At 45.1% G+C, this 17,539-nt stretch carries 9 protein-coding genes and 1 pseudogene; 4 read left to right on the forward strand and 6 right to left on the reverse strand.

Annotated features, from left to right (window positions below):
• The first annotated feature begins 132 nt into the window (after positions 1-132).
• Positions 133-9,075 (forward strand): S6 family peptidase, encoded by an 8,943-nt coding sequence (locus H3L97_RS10970; RefSeq protein ID WP_182073074.1) that lies wholly within the window; start codon positions 133-135, stop codon positions 9,073-9,075.
• Positions 9,076-9,150: 75 nt separating this feature from the next.
• Here the strand turns inward: H3L97_RS10970 and H3L97_RS11960 are convergent.
• Positions 9,151-10,476 (reverse strand): annotated as a pseudogene (locus H3L97_RS11960) (NtaA/DmoA family FMN-dependent monooxygenase).
• A 307-nt stretch (positions 10,477-10,783) separates the two neighbouring features.
• Here H3L97_RS11960 and H3L97_RS10980 point away from each other — a divergent pair.
• Positions 10,784-12,238, forward strand: coding sequence for an AAA family ATPase (locus H3L97_RS10980; protein WP_097114854.1), 1,455 nt, complete (start codon positions 10,784-10,786; stop codon positions 12,236-12,238).
• 1 nt (position 12,239) lies between these two features.
• Positions 12,240-12,830, forward strand: coding sequence for a hypothetical protein (locus H3L97_RS10985; protein ID WP_143269179.1), 591 nt, complete (start codon positions 12,240-12,242; stop codon positions 12,828-12,830).
• Between the two features lie 183 nt (positions 12,831-13,013).
• On the opposite strand, the gene H3L97_RS11850 is transcribed toward H3L97_RS10985, so the two are convergent.
• The 3 genes from H3L97_RS11850 to tldD form a co-directional block, all read right to left on the reverse strand.
• Positions 13,014-13,403 (reverse strand): serine aminopeptidase domain-containing protein, encoded by a 390-nt coding sequence (locus H3L97_RS11850; RefSeq protein WP_218839693.1) that lies wholly within the window; start codon positions 13,401-13,403, stop codon positions 13,014-13,016.
• Between the two features lie 19 nt (positions 13,404-13,422).
• Positions 13,423-13,899 carry an alpha/beta fold hydrolase gene (locus tag H3L97_RS11855; RefSeq protein ID WP_218839692.1) on the reverse strand — a complete coding sequence of 159 codons (477 nt, stop codon included), beginning with the start codon at positions 13,897-13,899 and terminating at the stop codon, positions 13,423-13,425.
• A gap of 151 nt (positions 13,900-14,050) precedes the next feature.
• Complete coding sequence (gene tldD / locus H3L97_RS10995) at positions 14,051-15,493, reverse strand: metalloprotease TldD (RefSeq protein ID WP_097114852.1); 1,443 nt, start codon at positions 15,491-15,493, stop codon at positions 14,051-14,053.
• Between the two features lie 348 nt (positions 15,494-15,841).
• Between tldD and H3L97_RS12105 the strand changes: the two genes are divergently transcribed.
• Positions 15,842-15,967: a hypothetical protein gene (locus H3L97_RS12105; protein WP_257011026.1), complete on the forward strand. Its 126-nt coding sequence runs from the start codon at positions 15,842-15,844 to the stop codon at positions 15,965-15,967.
• Between the two features lie 12 nt (positions 15,968-15,979).
• On the opposite strand, the gene H3L97_RS11000 is transcribed toward H3L97_RS12105, so the two are convergent.
• Both H3L97_RS11000 and H3L97_RS11005 read right to left on the reverse strand, forming a co-directional pair.
• Entirely contained in the window at positions 15,980-16,510 is a 531-nt protein-coding gene (locus tag H3L97_RS11000) for an inorganic diphosphatase (RefSeq protein ID WP_097114851.1), read from the reverse strand.
• An 85-nt stretch (positions 16,511-16,595) separates the two neighbouring features.
• Positions 16,596-17,534, reverse strand: a complete 939-nt coding sequence (locus H3L97_RS11005) for a hypothetical protein (RefSeq protein WP_097114850.1) — start codon at positions 17,532-17,534, stop codon at positions 16,596-16,598.
• Between the last annotated feature and the right edge of the window lie 5 nt (positions 17,535-17,539).

Raw genomic sequence — 17,539 nt, forward strand, 5'->3', positions numbered from 1 at the left:
TGAAAACCGAAAATGGGGATTCAGGCAGCCTTTTTTTAATCACATCCATTAAAAATTCATTCATCAGCACAGATGAATCCCAATCAGCCTTGTATTACAATTTCATTCCATTACAAATTACGGATATTGATTATGTCATTTCATTTTAAAAAAACCCTCTTAACCAGCGCAATCAGCCTGATTGCCCTAGATACCTATGCCGCCACCGTAACCGACACCATAGATTACCAATATTTTAGGGATTTTGCCGAAAACAAAGGCAAATTTGCGGTGGGAGCAAGCAATATTGAAGTGATTGATAAAAAAGGCGTTTCTCGTGGCACATTGTTTGCTGATGGCACTCCTATGCCCGATTGGTCAATGACTTCCAGCAACAACGGCGTGGCACATTTGATAGACCCACAATACATTGCCAGCGTCAAACACAATTCAGGTTACACATCGGTACAATTTGGCGAAACCCAGCTCAATCGCCACCCAGAAGCCAATTTCAATTATTTGCTGGTGGACAGAAACAACAAACCCGCCAGTGGCGACAACGGCAAAGAAACCGACCGAGACGATTACCACATTCCCCGTTTGCACAAATTGGTTACCGAAACCGCCACCATTCCCGTGTTGCGTGTTGATGATTGGAAAGTGTTGCAAGACCGCAAACGCTTTCCGCATATTGTTCGCAACGGGGCAGGTGCACATTGGCTTCGCCCCAGCGAAGGCGATGACACGCATTTGGCAGACCCTTACACCTATTTGATTGGCGGCAACATTATGAATGGCATCAATGTGCAAAACAATGGCGTGCTGCACATCGGTTCACCCAATCGCCAAGATGCGGTCAATACCAGCAGTTATGGACCTTTGCCAACCATTACGGTGGGGGGCGATAGCGGTTCGCCAGTTTTGGCTTACGATGCCGAACAACAACAATGGGTTGCCATTGCCGTTCATCGTGCTGGCAACCGTGCCAATGGCAACTGGGTGGTGTTACATCAAAATGATTTTATTGATGAAAAAATCAAAGAAGACCACATCACCATTGACAATAAAGTCAAAGATGCACGCATTAACTGGCTTGCCAATGGCAAAACTTCCACCATTACCAGTCCACACGATAATGCTTTGCGTCAAACGGTCAATTTGCGTGATGAAAGTTTAGCCAATCCCAATGATGTGCGTTCTCACCCTGATTTAAATCACGGACAAAGCATTCATTTTACAGGCGAATCGGCAACTTTGCGTTTGGGTGGCGACATTCATCAAGGGGCTGGGGCGTTGCATTTTCACAATAATATGACGGTCATCGGTTCACGCCACAATGCCACTTGGCTGGGGGCTGGCGTGAATGTTGCCCAAGATAAAACGGTGGATTGGCAAGTGCATAATCCACAAGGCGACCGTTTGTCCAAAATTGGGCAAGGGACGCTTAATGTGTCGGGTTCTGGCGAAAATTTGGGCGACATCAGTGTGGGCGATGGCACGGTGTTGCTCAATCAAAAGGCGGATTCATCGGGCAAAAAACAGGCATTTAATCAAGTGCATATTACCAGTGGTCGTGGTACGGTGGTGCTGGGCGACAGTCAGCAAGTCAATCCCGACAAAATCGTGTTTGGCTACCGTGGTGGGCGATTGGATTTGAATGGCAACGACATTCATTTTAATCAAATCAGAAATGTGGACGCTGGCGGTAAAATCGTCAATCACAATGCCAATCAAAAAGCGACTGTGTTGCTGACCCCTTCGCTGACTTTGCCGATGATTACCGACCCAAGCCAAGTGGTGTTTGAAACCAATCGCAGCCCAACTCATCAGCCGATTGGTTTGTACAAAAACACTTATCCAGATGGGCATATTGATTATTATTTGTTGAAAGAAGGGGCGGTGCCGTCTGCATTTTTGCCCAATAGTAAGGGGGCAAGCACGGGGGCGTGGGAATTTATTGCAGGCAACCGTGATGAGGCGATTAGAATCTATACGGAACGCGAAAACAAACGCCGTGCCAATCTTGCCAATCACATTTATCAGGGGCAGCTTGGCGAAAATACCACACAAAATCCACAGCTTACCAATGGCGAAATGGATTTTGTGTACCGTCCCAACCACGATACGGGCGTGTTTGTGTTGTCGGGCGATGTGCATTTAAATGGCAATGTGAGTGTGGAAAATGGCAAGGTGTTGCTGTCTGGAACGCCTGTGCCACACGCTTATAATCATCAGCAAAAACAAGATGTTGTATTGGACGATGAATGGATAAATCGCCAATTTACCGCCAAAACTTTTGAAATTAAAAACAATGCCACGCTTGCCACCAGTCGCAATGTTGCCCAAATGTCGGGTAATGTGCTGGCTAGCCAAAATGCGGTGATGCAATTGGGAGCGGTGAGTGGCGAAACGGAAAATTGCTATCGTTCTGATTATACTGGAAAAGTGTATTGTGATAAGTCGGCGGTTGCCGAGGTCAATCAGGTGAAATTGAAAGTGGCTGGCGATGTGAAAGTAACCGACAACGCCCACGCCAGTGTGCATAATGCCCAAATTTTGGGGGCGATGAATGCCCATCAACAAGCCAAAATTACCTTAAAAAACAACGCTGACATACCCACAGGCATTGTTTTGCACGACCAAAGCCAATTGCATTTGAATAATACGCAAACGCCTTTGACGGTCAGCGTTTCAGGCAGCCGAAAAAGTCAAATGGTCTTGCACGAAAACAGCCATTGGCAAATGCCAAACAGCACGCAAATTGGGCATTTGGACGGCAAATCAGGCAGCCAAATTACGCTCAATGCCAGCCCAACACCCAGCACGCCAAGTGAATTTAAACAACTGATTTTAAATGGTGATTTATCTGGCAACATCCAATTTAATCATTTGACCGATTTGGCACAAGGCAAAGCCGACACCTTGACGGTACACGGCTATGCCACAGGTTCGCACACCTTGTCGGTGCAAAACACAGGGGCGGAGGCACAGGTTGCCGAGCTGGATTTGGTGGCATTAAAACACGGTGGACAACGCCAAGAAGATGTTGATTTTCAATTAAAAAATGGCTTTGTGGACGCTGGTGCGTGGCGTTATACCTTAAAAAATGACCCCACACATCGCTATTATTTGTTTAATGAAAAAAAATCGGGCGAAATCCAAGCCAAAAAAGAGGCTGATGCCAAAAAAGCCGAAGCCGGTGCCCAAAAAGCCAAACAGGATTTATTGGACGCCATAGAAGCCCGCAAGCAAGCCGAAGAGGCATTAAAACAATTACAAGCCAACATAGGGGCGAATGCCAACGATTTGGCAATCTTGCAACAACAAGCCGATGATGCCAAAAAATTGGCACAGCAAGCCCGTGCCGACAAAGAAAAAGCCGAAAATGAATTGGCAAACATTCGTCAGCAATTAAGCGATGCACAAACGGCGAAAAATCAAGCTGATGGCGAAAAAGCCTTGGCACAGCAAAATTTACAGGCAGCCTTGGACACCAAAAAAGAACTTGAAAATCAATTAACACAGGCAATGCTTGACAAAAATCAAGCCGAACAAGCCAAAAATCAGGCTCAAAGCGATTTGCAAAAAGCCATTGATGATAAAAATCAAGCTGATACGGCTCGCACCCAAGCCCAAACCGCCTTGCAAAATGCCCTAGACGCACAAAAGCAAGCCGAAAGCGAAAAACAACAAGTTCAAACCGAGTTAGCCAACATCAATCGCCAAAAACAAGATTTGGAACAACAACTTGGGCAATTAAACGACACACAAACCGCCCAACAGCAAGATATGACCAAATTGCGTGAGCGTTTGGATTTGCTCAATCAACAGTTAAGCGACAAACAAAAAGCCTTGACTGATGCCCTGATTGCCGAAGATTTGGCAAAACAGGCTCAAAACCACGCTGAAACTTTAAAAATTCAGGCAGAACAACAGCTTAATCAAGCCAATGCGGATTTGCTGCTTGCCAATCGTTTGAAAGACGAAGCCAACGCCAAAGCCACACAAGCCGAGCAGAACACACAATCGCTGACACAACAACTTAACCAAGCACAGGTTCAGTTAAGCCAAGCCCATGCCGATAAAGCCAATGCCGAGCAAAAACAGCAAGAGGCGGAATTGGCACGCCAAAATGCCGAAAAAATTCAACAAGATTTGCAACGCATTCAAGCCAATCAAGCCCAAGCCTTGCAAGATGCCCAAAATGCACAGAAATTGGCAGAAGATGAGGCGAAAAAACAAGCCGAATTGGCAAAACAAGCACAGGCAGATAAATTAAAAGCCGAAGAAGACAAAGCCAACGCCATTGCAGAAGCCGAACGTCAAGCTGAACTGGCTCGTCAAGCCGAAACCGCCAAAGTTGCCGCACAAAACACCCTTAAATTGGCAGAAGACGCGAAAAATCAAGCGCAAGCCGACTTGACAAAAGCCGAAGCTGCCAAATCGGCTGCTGAATCTGCCAAAGAATTGGCGGAAACCGCACGACAAAATGCCGAAAACCAATTACAGGCAGCCTTGACCGCAAAAGATGTCGCAGAAACCGAGAAAACCAAAGCCCAAGCGGAATTGGCAACCGCCCTGCGCGACAAAAAAATCGCCGAAGACGCTTTGAAATTGGTACAAGACAGCGGCAATCAAGATGTGGCGAAATTGCAAAGCGATTTGGCGCAAGCCAACCAACTTGTTCAAGACAAAGAACAGGCTTTACAGGTAGCCCAAAACGCACAGCAAGCGGCTGAATCCGCTCAAAAATTGGCGGAGAACCAACGCGATACCGCTTTGAGTTCTTTGGCACAAGCGGAGAAAGCCAAAACGGACGCAGAGCAAACTTTGACGCAAATTCAGGCAGCCTTAACCCAAGCAAAAGCAGATAAAGCGAAAGCAGAGCAAGACAAGCAAGCCTCCGACTTGGCAAAACAAAAAGCCGAAGAAGACAAAGCCAACGCCATTGCAGAAGCCGAACGTCAAGCTGAATTGGCACGTCAAGCCGAAACCGCAAAAGTTGCCGCACAAAATGCCCTCAAATTGGCAGAAGACGCGAAAAATCAAGCGCAAACCGATTTGGCAACAGCCGAAGCCGCCAAAACGGCTGCTGAATCTGCCAAAGAATTGGCGGAAACCGCACGACAAAATGCTGAAAACCAGTTACAGGCAGCTTTAACCGCAAAAGATGTCGCAGAAACCGAGAAAACCAAAGCCCAAACTGAATTGGCAACCGCTCTGCGCGACAAAAAAATCGCCGAAGACGCTTTGAAATTGGCACAAGACAGTGGCAATCAAGACGTGGCGAAATTGCAAAGCGATTTGGCACAAGCCAATCAACTTGTTCAAGATAAGGAACAGGCTTTACAGGCAGCCCAAAATGCCCAGCAAGCGGCTGAATCCGCTCAAAAATTGGCAGAGAATCAACGTGATACCGCTTTGACTTCTCTGGCACAAGCAGAGAAAGCCAAAACGGACGCAGAACAAGCTGTAACGCAAATTCAGGCAACCTTAACCCAAGCGCAAGCGGATAAAGCGAAAGCGGAACAAGATAAGCAAGCATCTGATTTGGCAAAACAAAAAGCTGAAGAAGACAAAGCGAATGCCATTGCAGAAGCCGAACGTCAAGCTGAACTGGCTCGTCAAGCCGAAACCGCCAAAGTTGCCGCACAAAACGCCCTCAAATTGGCAGAAGACGCGAAAAATCAAGCCCAAACCGATTTGACAAAAGCCCAAACCGATAAAAACACAGCTCAAACTGAATTGGCACAAGCCTTAAAAGACAAGGAAGACGCTCAAAAAGCCCTGCAAAACGCCCAAGCAGACGGTGGTCAAGCCCTTGCTGACGCTCAAAAGGCTTTGGACGCTGCCAATGCCAAAGTTCGTGAACACGAACAGGCTTTACAGGCTGCCCAAAACGCACAGCAAGCGGCTGAATCTGCTCAAAAATTGGCAGAGAACCAACGCGATACCGCTTTGACTTCTCTGGCACAAGCGGAAAAAGCCAAAACGGACGCAGAGCAGACTTTGACGCAAATTCAGGCAGCCTTAACGCAAGCGCAAGCGGATAAACAAGCATCTGATTTGGCAAAACAAAAAGCCGAAGAAGACAAAGCCAACGCCATTGCAGAAGCCGAACGTCAAGCTGAACTGGCTCGTCAAGCGGAAACCGCCAAAGTTGCCGCACAAAACGCCCTCAAATTGGCAGAAGACGCGAAAAATCAAGCACAAACCGACTTGGCAACAGCCGAAGCTGCCAAAACGGCTGCTGAATCTGCCAAAGAATTGGCGGAAACCGCACGACAAAATGCCGAAAACCAGTTACAGGCGGCTTTAACCGCAAAAGATGTCGCTGAAAATGATAAAACCAAGGCCCAAGCGGAATTGGCAACCGCCCTTCGCGACAAAAAAATCGCCGAAGACGCGTTGAAATTGGCACAAGACAGTGGCAATCAAGATGTGGCGAAATTGCAAAGCGATTTGGCACAGGCAAACCAACTTGTTCAAGACAAAGAACAAGCTTTACAAGCTGCCCAAACCGCACAGCAAGCGGCTGAATCTGCTCAAAAAATCGCTGAAAACCAACGTGATACCGCTTTGACTTCTCTGGCACAAGCTGAAAAAGCCAAAACGGACGCAGAGCAGGCTGTAACACAAATTCAGGCAGCCTTAACGCAAGCGCAAGTGGATAAACAAGCATCTGATTTGGCGAAACAAAAAGCCGAAGAAGACAAAGCCAACGCCATTGCAGAAGCCGAACGTCAAGCTGAATTGGCTCGTCAAGCCGAAACCGCAAAAGTTGCCGCACAAAATGCCCTCAAATTGGCAGAAGACGCGAAAAATCAAGCACAAACCGATTTGGCAACAGCCGAAGCCGCCAAATCGGCTGCTGAATCTGCCAAAGAATTGGCTGAAACCGCACGACAAAATGCCGAAAACCAGTTACAGGCAGCCTTGACCGCAAAAGATGTCGCAGAAACCGAGAAAACAAAAGCCCAAACTGAATTGGCACAAGCCTTAAAGGACAAAGAAGACGCCCAAAAAGCCCTGCAAAACGCCCAAGCTACTGGCGGTCAAGCCCTTGCTGACGCGCAAAAAGCTTTGGACGCTGCCAATGCCAAAGTTCGTGAACATGAACAGGCTTTACAGGCTGCCCAAAACGCACAGCAAGCGGCTGAATCTGCTCAAAAATTGGCGGAGAACCAACGCGATACCGCTTTGAGTTCTTTGGCACAAGCGGAGAAAGCCAAAACAGACGCAGAGCAGGCTTTGACGCAAATTCAGGCAGCCTTAAATCAAGCGCAAGCGGATAAACAAGCATCTGATTTGGCGAAACAAAAATCGGAACAAGCCAAATTGCAAGCCGATTTAGCCGCCCAGCAAGCCCAAACCGCGCAAAAACGCGCCGAAGTGGAAGCCGCGCGTCAAGCCACGGCTGCGGCACAGTCTGAAATCGCCAAGCAAGCCGCGCAATTGCAAGCGCAAAATGCCCAAAAAGCCCAAGCCATCGCCGAAGCCGCACAGCAAGTGGCACAGTTGGCACTCAAACAGGCGCAAACGGCACAGGCGGAATTGGACGCTTGGAATCAGCGTTTGCAGGCAGCCGCCCAAGCGGATGCGCAAACCATCGCGCAAATCCGCAATGAGTTGGCAAAAGCGCAGGCTTTGGCAAATGAAACCGCCCAAGCGGTTCAGGCTGCCCAACAAGATTTGACGCAAAAACAGGCGCAATTGACTCAAGTGCAAGCGCAAAACACGCAAATTCAGGCGCAACTCAATCAGGAGAAAACTTTGCGCGAGCAAGCGCAAATCGCCCAACAAGCTGCCGAACAAGCACAGCAAGCAGCCGAACAAGCCAAGTTGAACGCGATTGCGGCACAAAGCCAGTCTGAACGCGAAAAACAACAGGCACAACAAGCACTTGCCCAAGCAGAACAGTTGGTACAAGAGAAAATCGCCCAAGCAGCACAGTTGGAACACGAACGCGACCAAATCGCCAAACAATTGGAACAGGCTTTGAACCAAGCCCAAACCCAAGCGGGCGAATTGGCACAAGCGCAGGCTCAAACCAACTTGGCATTGGCGCAAATCCAAGAAAAAGAACAGGAATTGGCTGCCGCCCAAGCGGAAGCGGAACGCCAAAGAGCGGTACTCGCTGCCGAAATTGCCAAGCAGCAAGCCGAAGCCGCCAAGCAGAAAAAGCAGTCTGAAATCATCAGCCAATATGCGAATGCGGCTTTGTCGGAAGTGTCGGCAACGGCACACCAACAGCAACACATCGCCAGCCGAATTGATGAGCGTTTACAACACCTTAATGGCAAAAATTCGGGTGCTTGGGCGCAAACCGATACCAGCAAAACCCAACATCAATCCGACCAATATCGCGGTTATGAGCAAGACAGCAAACTCACGCAAATCGGTTTAGACAAAACGGTGGAAATCGGTACAGGCAGCCTGACGGTGGGTGCCGCGCTCAATCATTTGCGTTACGATGCCAACTATGCCGATGATTTCAAAGGTAAAGGTCAAAGCACCACAGGCACGGTTTACGGCAAATGGCATGGCGAAAGCGGCTTTGCTGTGAATGCGGATGTATCGGCAGGTCAAGCCAAATCGGAATTGACGACACGTCATGTCTCTGCGCCAAAATCCGACATCAAACGCGATGTGGGCAGCGTGGGCGTGGGCATTTCGCAAGATTGGAATGTGGGCGGTGTGGAAATTCAAGCACATACGGGCGTTCGCCATCAGCACTTGGGCAAAGCGGATTACGCGATTGAGGCACAAGACGGTAGCCAAGTTCAAGTCCAACAAGGCAAAATTGGCATTACCAGCTATCAAGCAGGCGTGAATGTGGGCAAAACGGTGGAAACCGCCAATGGCGTGAAAATCCGCCCACACGCAGGGGTGGCGTATCGCCACAACAACAGCAGCGCGAAAGTTGCCATCAACGGTCAAGAGCTGACGCAAAAATTCGCCAACGAAGTCAAAGGACAAGTGGGCGTGAGCGTGGGCAAAGGCAGTTGGGAAGTGCAACTGAAAGCCGATTATGCGAAAAACAATGAGTCGGGCGAGAAAAAGTCGGCATTGTTGGGCGTGAATTGGAAGTTCTGATTGTGATGGATTGAGTGCAATCAGGCTGCCTGAAAACCGAAAATGGGGATTCAGGCAGCCTGATTTTATTGATGTTTATGATTTCAACCCATACTGATAACCCACGCCCAAATGCTCACGCAAGGTATTGCCTTCATAATCAAGATGATAAATGCCTCGCTCTTGCAAAATCGGCACGACTTTTTCCACAAAATCGCTTACCCCTTTTTGGCTGTCAGGGGCAAGCGAAAAGCCGTCCGTTGCCCCAGCCTTAAACCATTCTTCCATAAAATCCGCCACATCGCTTGCCGTACCTACCACCACAGGGTGATAGTTAATCACGCCGTTTGCCAGCACTTCTTTGGGCGACATTCCACGCTGAATCAGCTCCACCGCTCTTGGCGAACGCGGGTCGTGGGGGTGTGGGCTTGCCTGATTTTGTAGATATTCTGGCAATGGTTCATTCACATCTCGCCCTGTCAAATCCACCCCAATCATTGCTGATAAATAGCGAATTTGCCCATTAAATTCCTCATCACCCATAAAATCAAGGAGCTGCATACGGCGAGCGAGTACTTCTTCATAACTGTCGCCAATGGTAAACATAAATCCGCTAAACATATTGATTTCATCAGGATTTCTGCCGTGGGCAATGGCACTTTGTTTTAACACATTGCGGCAACTTCTTGCCTCATCAATACTAAACGGATTGGCATACACGCCACTGGCAAAGCGTCCTGCCAACGCCACCCCCTCAGGGCTTGGGCCTGCCTAAAAAACGGGCGGTTGCCCTTGTGGTGTGGCAGGAATCGGCAATGCCCCTTTGACTTGATAATGCTTGCCTTGATAATTGGCAGGCTTGATTTGACTCATATCGGCAAATTGTCCTGACACTTTGTCGGTAATGTAGGCATTTTCGCCAAAAGTCCCCCACAGCGTTTGCACCGCTTCCACCATTTCGTGTGCCATCTCATAACGCGTGGTGGTGTCGGGCAAGGGCTTATTGCCAAAATTGTACGCCACTTCTCTTGTGCCTGTGGTTACGGCATTCCAACCGATACGCCCACCACTGATGATGTCCAGCGTTTTGAGTTGGCGTGCCAAATTATAGGGCAGGTTGTAGGTCGTGGAATAAGTCGCCACCAAGCCAATTTTTTGGGTGTGTGTGGCAATGGCGGAAAAAATGGTCATCGGCTCCAACACAAACATCGGCGATTTACGGGCAAAATCGCCACTCACGCCCGCCCCAACCATTGCAGGGGTATCGGCAATAAACAGGGTGTGGATTTTGCCTTGTTCGGCAATTTGAGCCAGTTTGATGTAGTTGTTGATGTCGGTGTAGGCGCGCTCGTTGCTATCGGCAAGTCGCCACGCATAAGATTCGTTGCCATAACCTGTAACAAACATCATCGCCAGTTTCATTTGTTTGAATTGTCAAGATAATCGCTCATTTTGGGTTCTCCAATTCAAATGTATGGGCGTATTATAAGATTTTGAAATTGGGAATTGAATGGCGATTATTGGGAAGATGGGTTTTGGATTTGGAAAGGTGGGTTTTCAGGCTGCCTGAAAATGGGTTTTGTAAATTTTTTAATAAAAGATACTGCTTGTTGGGGTGGGGAGTTTTTTTTGGATAAAAAACAAACTAATACCATTTTTTGCTGTTTTAGTGTAGAATAGTTCATTTTGACCCGTTCACACAATTTTACTCCACAAATCAAGGTGCATTATGCAATTTACTGTTGAAAACTTGGGCAAAGTTAGCAAGGCTGATATTGACTTAAAGCCTTTAACCATTTTTATTGGTAAGAATGGCAGTGGTAAAACCTATGTGGCAAGTGCTTTGTGGGCGTATATTAGTTATATTAAAAGTATCGAAAATGTTACAGATAATATTTCAACTTATATCCCAAAAAACATTTATAATAAATATAAAAATATTTTAAGTAATTTCTTACACGGCTTTGATGGCGTTTTAGATTATAAAAAATATTTTATTATTAAAAAAGAAGATATTGAAATAATTTTTAATAATATAAATAACCATATCAGCAAAAACAAATTACTGAGAGATTGTTTTAAGCATAATGGTTTTGAAGAAGCTAATTTTAATTCAACAAATGATTTAAACAACATTTGTGCAAATATTAAACTAAAGGTTTTTTATAAACCCATGTATTATCAAGATGACTTTGATAATACATTAAAAGAACATATCCATTATCATTACTTTACATTTGATTTATTTTTGGACAATTTAAAATTATATGAAAATAGCATGGTTTTAAATCTGATTAGTGATGGAATTATAGATTTAAATGACATACATTCTGATGAAATTATAAATGCAATATTGAAAAACATTATAAAATATGCTTTTTTTGGACAAAGCTTTGATAATTATAATGAAGTTTTATATATTCCGGCAGCCAGAACTGGTTTAATGTTTGGATTGCACGATTTTGCTAACAGTAGTCTGAAAAGAAATTCTTATTTTGGTATAGAAAATCACGCACCAAAAAGCAATGACTTAACAGCACCGCTTAACAATTTTGTTTCTAATCTATATGGTAAATTAGAGTTTGAACCCATTTACCAAGAGGAGCAAAGATTTAACAGCTTAATTGATGGAGAAATTAAAGTTAATCGCCAAGACAAACGCTTTAAATATATTCCAAAATCTTTAAATCAAGAATTACCCTTATCTGCGTCATCATCATTGGTAACAGAAACAGCAGTCTTATCTATTTTTAATAATAGTATTAAAAAAGGTTCTTTTGTTATTTTTGAAGAGCCAGAAGCTCATTTGCATTTATCTGCACAGCGAGAAATGGCAAAATTGATTGTCAAAATGATAAATCAAGGTTGTCATATGCTGATTACAACACATAGTGATACCTTTTTACAGCAACTGAATAATTTAATTATGCTCAATAAATTATCAGAAAATAATCCTGATATTTTACAAGAGTTTAATATAGGGCAAGATGAAACCATTGCAGGAGAAAAAGTAGCAGTTTATGATTTTCAATATCAAGATGATGATAAAACCGTTGCAAAGCCATTAGAATTGGGGGATTATGGATTTATTGCTCCGTCCGTAAATGATGAAATTAATAATCTTATTCGCCAAACTGACACTATCATTGATATGATTGATAATTTGAAATCAAATGGTGAATAAAATGCACGATTTGTTACAATTATTCAATCAGGATTTTGTCCACATTCATCAAACCAGTAAAGGAAAATTTTCTATTATCGAGAAAAAAGATGGCGGTAAAGGCGTTTGTGATTTTCAATCAGAAAATGATGTTTTAATCATTAAAGCCAAAGACCAAAATACGCCATTATGGTCATTAAAAAGTAAAAAATGTGCAGAAGGTGCTTTTGTTGTCTTAGACAAAAATCATCAATCATTATCACTTCATATTATTGAAATGAAAAGTAAACTGACTTATGATGAATTTGAGAAAGTTATTCAACAATTACAGGGAATGTATTTAATGGCTTTTTGTGTAATATCCATTTTAAAATTAAATATTCCAAAGAATATTATAACTTATGTTACCTACAAAAATGAAACTGTTCAAAATAAAATTAACCAAGACCTAAAAAGAATACCAAAAAAGAGCATTGGTATAAAAGACCCAGTTTTGGAAAGTTGGGAAACAGAAAAAATTAAGCTATCTCATAACAATACCGCCAAATTGATTAAAGGAATAAGAATTGATGATGGTAATGGTAATTTTAATTGCGATTTTGGAATGGTATAAATAAGGAGTTTTTTTATGAAAACCCTAACCCCAGCCTTATATTTGCGGCGTAACTTCAAAAGGTACATTTTTTAATTTGGTACCAATTGACAGTAAAGTGGGAAACTTATGATTTCTAAAAAAAAGCTATGTAAAATAAAAAAAACACCGTTTCCCCAAAAATGGTGTCTCTTCTCCCCTTTTTTACTTAACCCTCTCCCCAATCCACTCTGCCACATCATCATTAATCTTTTGCCCACCGTTTTCCAACATCAACAAATGCCCGAAATTGGGATATAAAATCAAACTTTTATCTAACGAGTTGGTTTCGTTATAAAAATCAATGGCATCTTTGGGTACGACAAACAAATCTTTGTTACCGCTGATAAGTAGCACAGGGGCGGTAAATTTGTCGTCATTGTCTTTTAAATAGGCAATGCCTTCTTTAAAACTGTTGAGGAATGAAACGGAGAATTTGTCTAACATTAACGGGTCGCCACCCAGCGATAACCCCTCGCCATTAAAGGGTAAATTCAGCGTGGTCATCGCCACCATTCCGCTAACAAAGCTGTCTTTGGGTTCTGGTCGTGGCAAATGCCCAAAATTCATTTGGTTATACCGCAACACACCTGCCGCCAAAATAAAACCGTCCGCTCATTGAATGCCCCAGCACAAACACAGGCGTATTTGGGCTTTCCGCTTTGGCTTTTTCCACTACAAGACGTAAATCTTCCACCATTTCAAAATAGCTTTTGATGTGAATTGAGTCTCGTCCGTCTGATTTGCCGTGTCCACGATGGTCAAAGCGATATACGGCAATGTCGTTTTGGTTCATCGTTTTGGCAAACTCGCCAAACACCCCAGAATGGCTTGCCAAGCCGTGTGAAATCACAACAACGGCTTTGGGCTTGGTATTTGGAATGTCTTTTTGCAGGTGCAGAGTTAAGCCATCAAGGGTTTTGATTTGGCTGATGGCGACTTTTGCTGGCTGGCTGATGATGAATTGATTGGGGGTTTTGGCGGCTGCCACATTGCCAAAAGATAAAGTGATTGCCAAGGCAATGGCGGTGGATTTGAATAAGTGTTTCATAAAAATGCGCTCGTTTTGGAATCAGAATGTGCGTATGGTAGATTCTTATTCATCAAAATGGAATGGCAATTTTATGAAATCACATTTCCAAAAATGAAAACAAATAATGGGGAACAATGGCTTGCTCCCCACAATTCAGGCAGCCTGAAAATCACATTTCGCTGCCACCTACTGTTAAACCTGCGTCCACGCGCAAAGTCGGTTGCCCCACGCCCACTGGCACGCTTTGACCTTCTTTGCCACACATGCCAATGCCTGTATCCAAAGCGGTATCGTTGCCTATCATGGAAACGTGTTTCAGCACTTCCGAACCGCTCCCAATGATGGTCGCGCCTTTGACGGGATAAAGCAATTTGCCTTTTTCCACCCACCACGCTTCGCTGGCTGAAAACACAAATTTTCCGCTTGTGATGTCCACTTGCCCACCGCCAAAATTGACGGCATAAATGCCTTTATCAATGGATTCAATGATTTCTTGTGGCTCGTGGCTGCCGTTTTCCATAAATGTGTTGGTCATGCGTGGCATCACCACAGACGAATAACTTTCGCGCCGCCCATTGCCTGTAACCGCCATGCCCATTAAACGTGCGTTCATTTCATCTTGCATATAGCCTGTTAAAATGCCGTCTTCAATCAATACGGTGCGGCTGGTGGGATTGCCTTCATCGTCCAAATTCAGGCTGCCGCGCTGGTTGGGCATGTTGCCTTGGTCTATCACGGTAACGCCTTTTGCCGCCACACGTTCGCCCATTTTGCCTGAAAACACGCTGGTTTGTTTGCGATTGAAATCGCCTTCCAAACCATGCCCCACCGCCTCGTGCAACAACACACCCGGCCAACCGTTGCCCAACACCACCGTCATCGCGCCAGCAGGGGCTGGACGTGCCTCTAAATTGATGAGTGCCTGTTGCACAGCGTGTTGCACATATTCTTTCAATTTTTCATCGCTGAAAAAGCCCAAATCCACACGACCGCCACCGCCTGCGCTGCCTTGTTCGCGGCGGTCGCCTTGTTTGGCAATCACGGTTAAACTCAAACGCACCAAAGGGCGAATGTCGGCAGCGTGTTTGCCATCCAAACGGGCAATGTAAACCAAATCGTGTTCGCAAGTTAATCCTGCCATAACTTGCACAATGCGTGGGTCGGCGGCTTTGGCAAGTTGTTCAATTTTTTGCAATAAAGCCACTTTTTGCGCCGATTCCAACGACTGAATGGGATTGAACGCGCCGTGTACAGGCTGGCTGAAAACGGGTTGCGCCACACGAATGGGCGTGTGATTGCCCGCCGCACCGATGACTTTAACCGTTTCGGCAGCACGTTGAATTGCCTCGGCATTGAGGCTGTCGGCATAGGCAAAGGCGGTTTTGTCGCCCGACACCGCGCGTACGCCTACGCCTTGGTCAATGTGAAAGCTGCCCGATTTGACCATGCCCTCGTCCAAATGCCAGCTTTCAAAGGCGGTGCGTTGGCAATAAATATCGGCATAATCAACGTGATGTGTGCCAATCAATGCCAAATTTTTCGCCAAAATTTCGGCAGAAATGTGGTTGGCGTGGAGCAAATCTTGGGAAACGGTGTGAAATGTGTTTTGCATAAAAATCCATCAATTACAAAGGTTTCAGGCTGCCTGAACCGATTTTTTTCCAAAAGCAAACCAAATGTCTTTTCATTTTCAAAAATCTTTCAGGCTGCCTGAAAAAATTCATTCAATCATGATGTGCATTATACGTTAAGTTCACAACATCATGTTTTTAAGTTTTTTATCAACAAAATCAAAAAAATGATTTATCTTGACTGAATTTGTCAAGTTTAGGTATTGATAGTTATTTTTATTTAGGTATAATGGCGCACATCAGCAAAGCCGTTGTTGATGTCATGAATCCCTCCCCCTTTATTTTTGTTTGATTTGATTTGGAGTTTGCTTATTGGCTTATTGATTCTTATGCAAAACATTACTCAAAACCGAAAAACCAATCCGTTTGCCGCAATCATCAAGTGGCAAACGGATTGGTTTTTTATGGGGCAAAATCACAAAATGGGCAGACGCTTTGCCTGCCCATTTGATTGAAACTATGTGAAATTATTGGTTTTTCCAACGTGCTTGTGATTCACGAATCACTTGTTTGGCTTCTTCAATGTCGCCCCAATGTTCTACTTTGGTGCTGCCTGCTTTTTTCAGGGCTTTGTAGTTGTTGAAATGAAACTCAATTTGTTTGATGAGCTGGGCGGGCAAATCTGCCAAAGTTTTGATTTCATTGCCTGCATCGCGGTCATCGGCGGGTACCACCACGATTTTGTCGTCCACTTCGCCATCATCAACAAATTTCATCACGCCAATCACACGCGCTTGCATATAAATGCCTGTGGGCAAGGGCTGACGTGTGATAATCAGCGCGTCCAATTCATCGCCATCTTCGTCCAAAGTTTGGGGAATGAAACCGTAGTTGGTGGGTTTGGCGAAAATTTGGGGTTCTACGCGGTCAAGTTTCATAACGGCATTTTTTCTGTCCCATTCAATTTTGTGGGTGCTGCCTTCGGGAATTTCAATAACCACGTTGATGATGCCGTTGTCCACATCGCCTGCGTCCAAGATTTGATTGAAATCTGCCATGATTTTATCCTAAATCAAAATGTGAAAAGTGAATTATAGTGGAAAAAGGCTGCCTGAAAACAATTATTTTTCAGGCAGCCTGAAATCAGAAAATCGCTTCCAAACGCAACATGCCACTGGGATAATGTTTGCGCTTTTCATCGCGGTTGTTGGCATACTGCACTTCGGTTTGGGCAAACAGCCAATTTCGCCACACGGGTTGTCGCCAACTGGCAAAAATGCCGTAGCTGTTGAATTGATGTTTGCTGCCGCCGATTGCGCCGCTTGCCTGAATGCCATAATTCAGGCGGCGCGAACCGCTAAAATGATGTTGGCGATAAGTGCTGTTGCCCCACGACCAGCCTTTTTCGCCTTTGTGATGCACATAATCGGCATGGGTGTGATTGGCAATCAACACATTGGGGCTTTGTTGTTTTTGTATTTCAATGCTGCTGCGGGCAAAATGTTTGCTTTTTACGCCATAGCGATAAATTTGCGATACTTGGGTGGTCAAATCTTGGTTTTGATAAACATCTTTTTTGGCTTTCAAGCGCAAATACACATCGCTGCCTGAACGCACCCCCACATCGGCATCGGTTTGTACGCCCCAATGCCGATTCAAATTGCCCCAACGCAAAGCCAACGATGAGTTTTCATCACGGCTTTGTTTTTGATTGAATTTTTTTGCATCACGGTAAACCCAATGGTGTGCATCGCGGCTGCTGTCCAAAATTTCATTGTCCAAAGTTTCATCGCCAAACACCACGCTGACTTTCTCTTTGAGCGTGGGCAAACGCACATTGCCACGCACACGCGGTTTCACTTTCACGCCATCGTGCTGATGCCAATGCGTGTCCACCATCACGCGCAAGGTGGCAGAAGCAGGGTCATCGGGATTGGGTTCGCCAAACCAATTATCCAGTTTGTTTGCCCATTGTGTGATGTTTTGGCTGGCTTTTTCGTGTTGATTGTCCACCCAAATGCCTTGCGACCACGCAGCGTTGCCCACACAGCACACCGATAAAAACATGATTTTTTTCAACATGATTT

It is taken from the genome of Alysiella filiformis (genome assembly GCF_014054525.1).
GTDB lineage: Bacteria > Pseudomonadota > Gammaproteobacteria > Burkholderiales > Neisseriaceae > Simonsiella > Simonsiella filiformis.

Coding starts and splice junctions, on each gene's coding strand:
- H3L97_RS10970 (WP_182073074.1), top strand. CDS start 133: ATGTCATTTCATTTTAAAAAAACCCTCTTAACCAGCGCAATCAGCCTG.
- H3L97_RS10980 (WP_097114854.1), top strand. CDS start 10,784: ATGCAATTTACTGTTGAAAACTTGGGCAAAGTTAGCAAGGCTGATATT.
- H3L97_RS10985 (WP_143269179.1), top strand. CDS start 12,240: ATGCACGATTTGTTACAATTATTCAATCAGGATTTTGTCCACATTCAT.
- H3L97_RS11855 (WP_218839692.1), bottom strand. CDS start 13,899: ATGAAACACTTATTCAAATCCACCGCCATTGCCTTGGCAATCACTTTA.
- tldD (WP_097114852.1), bottom strand. CDS start 15,493: ATGCAAAACACATTTCACACCGTTTCCCAAGATTTGCTCCACGCCAAC.
- H3L97_RS12105 (WP_257011026.1), top strand. CDS start 15,842: ATGCAAAACATTACTCAAAACCGAAAAACCAATCCGTTTGCCGCAATC.
- H3L97_RS11000 (WP_097114851.1), bottom strand. CDS start 16,510: ATGGCAGATTTCAATCAAATCTTGGACGCAGGCGATGTGGACAACGGC.
- H3L97_RS11005 (WP_097114850.1), bottom strand. CDS start 17,534: ATGTTGAAAAAAATCATGTTTTTATCGGTGTGCTGTGTGGGCAACGCT.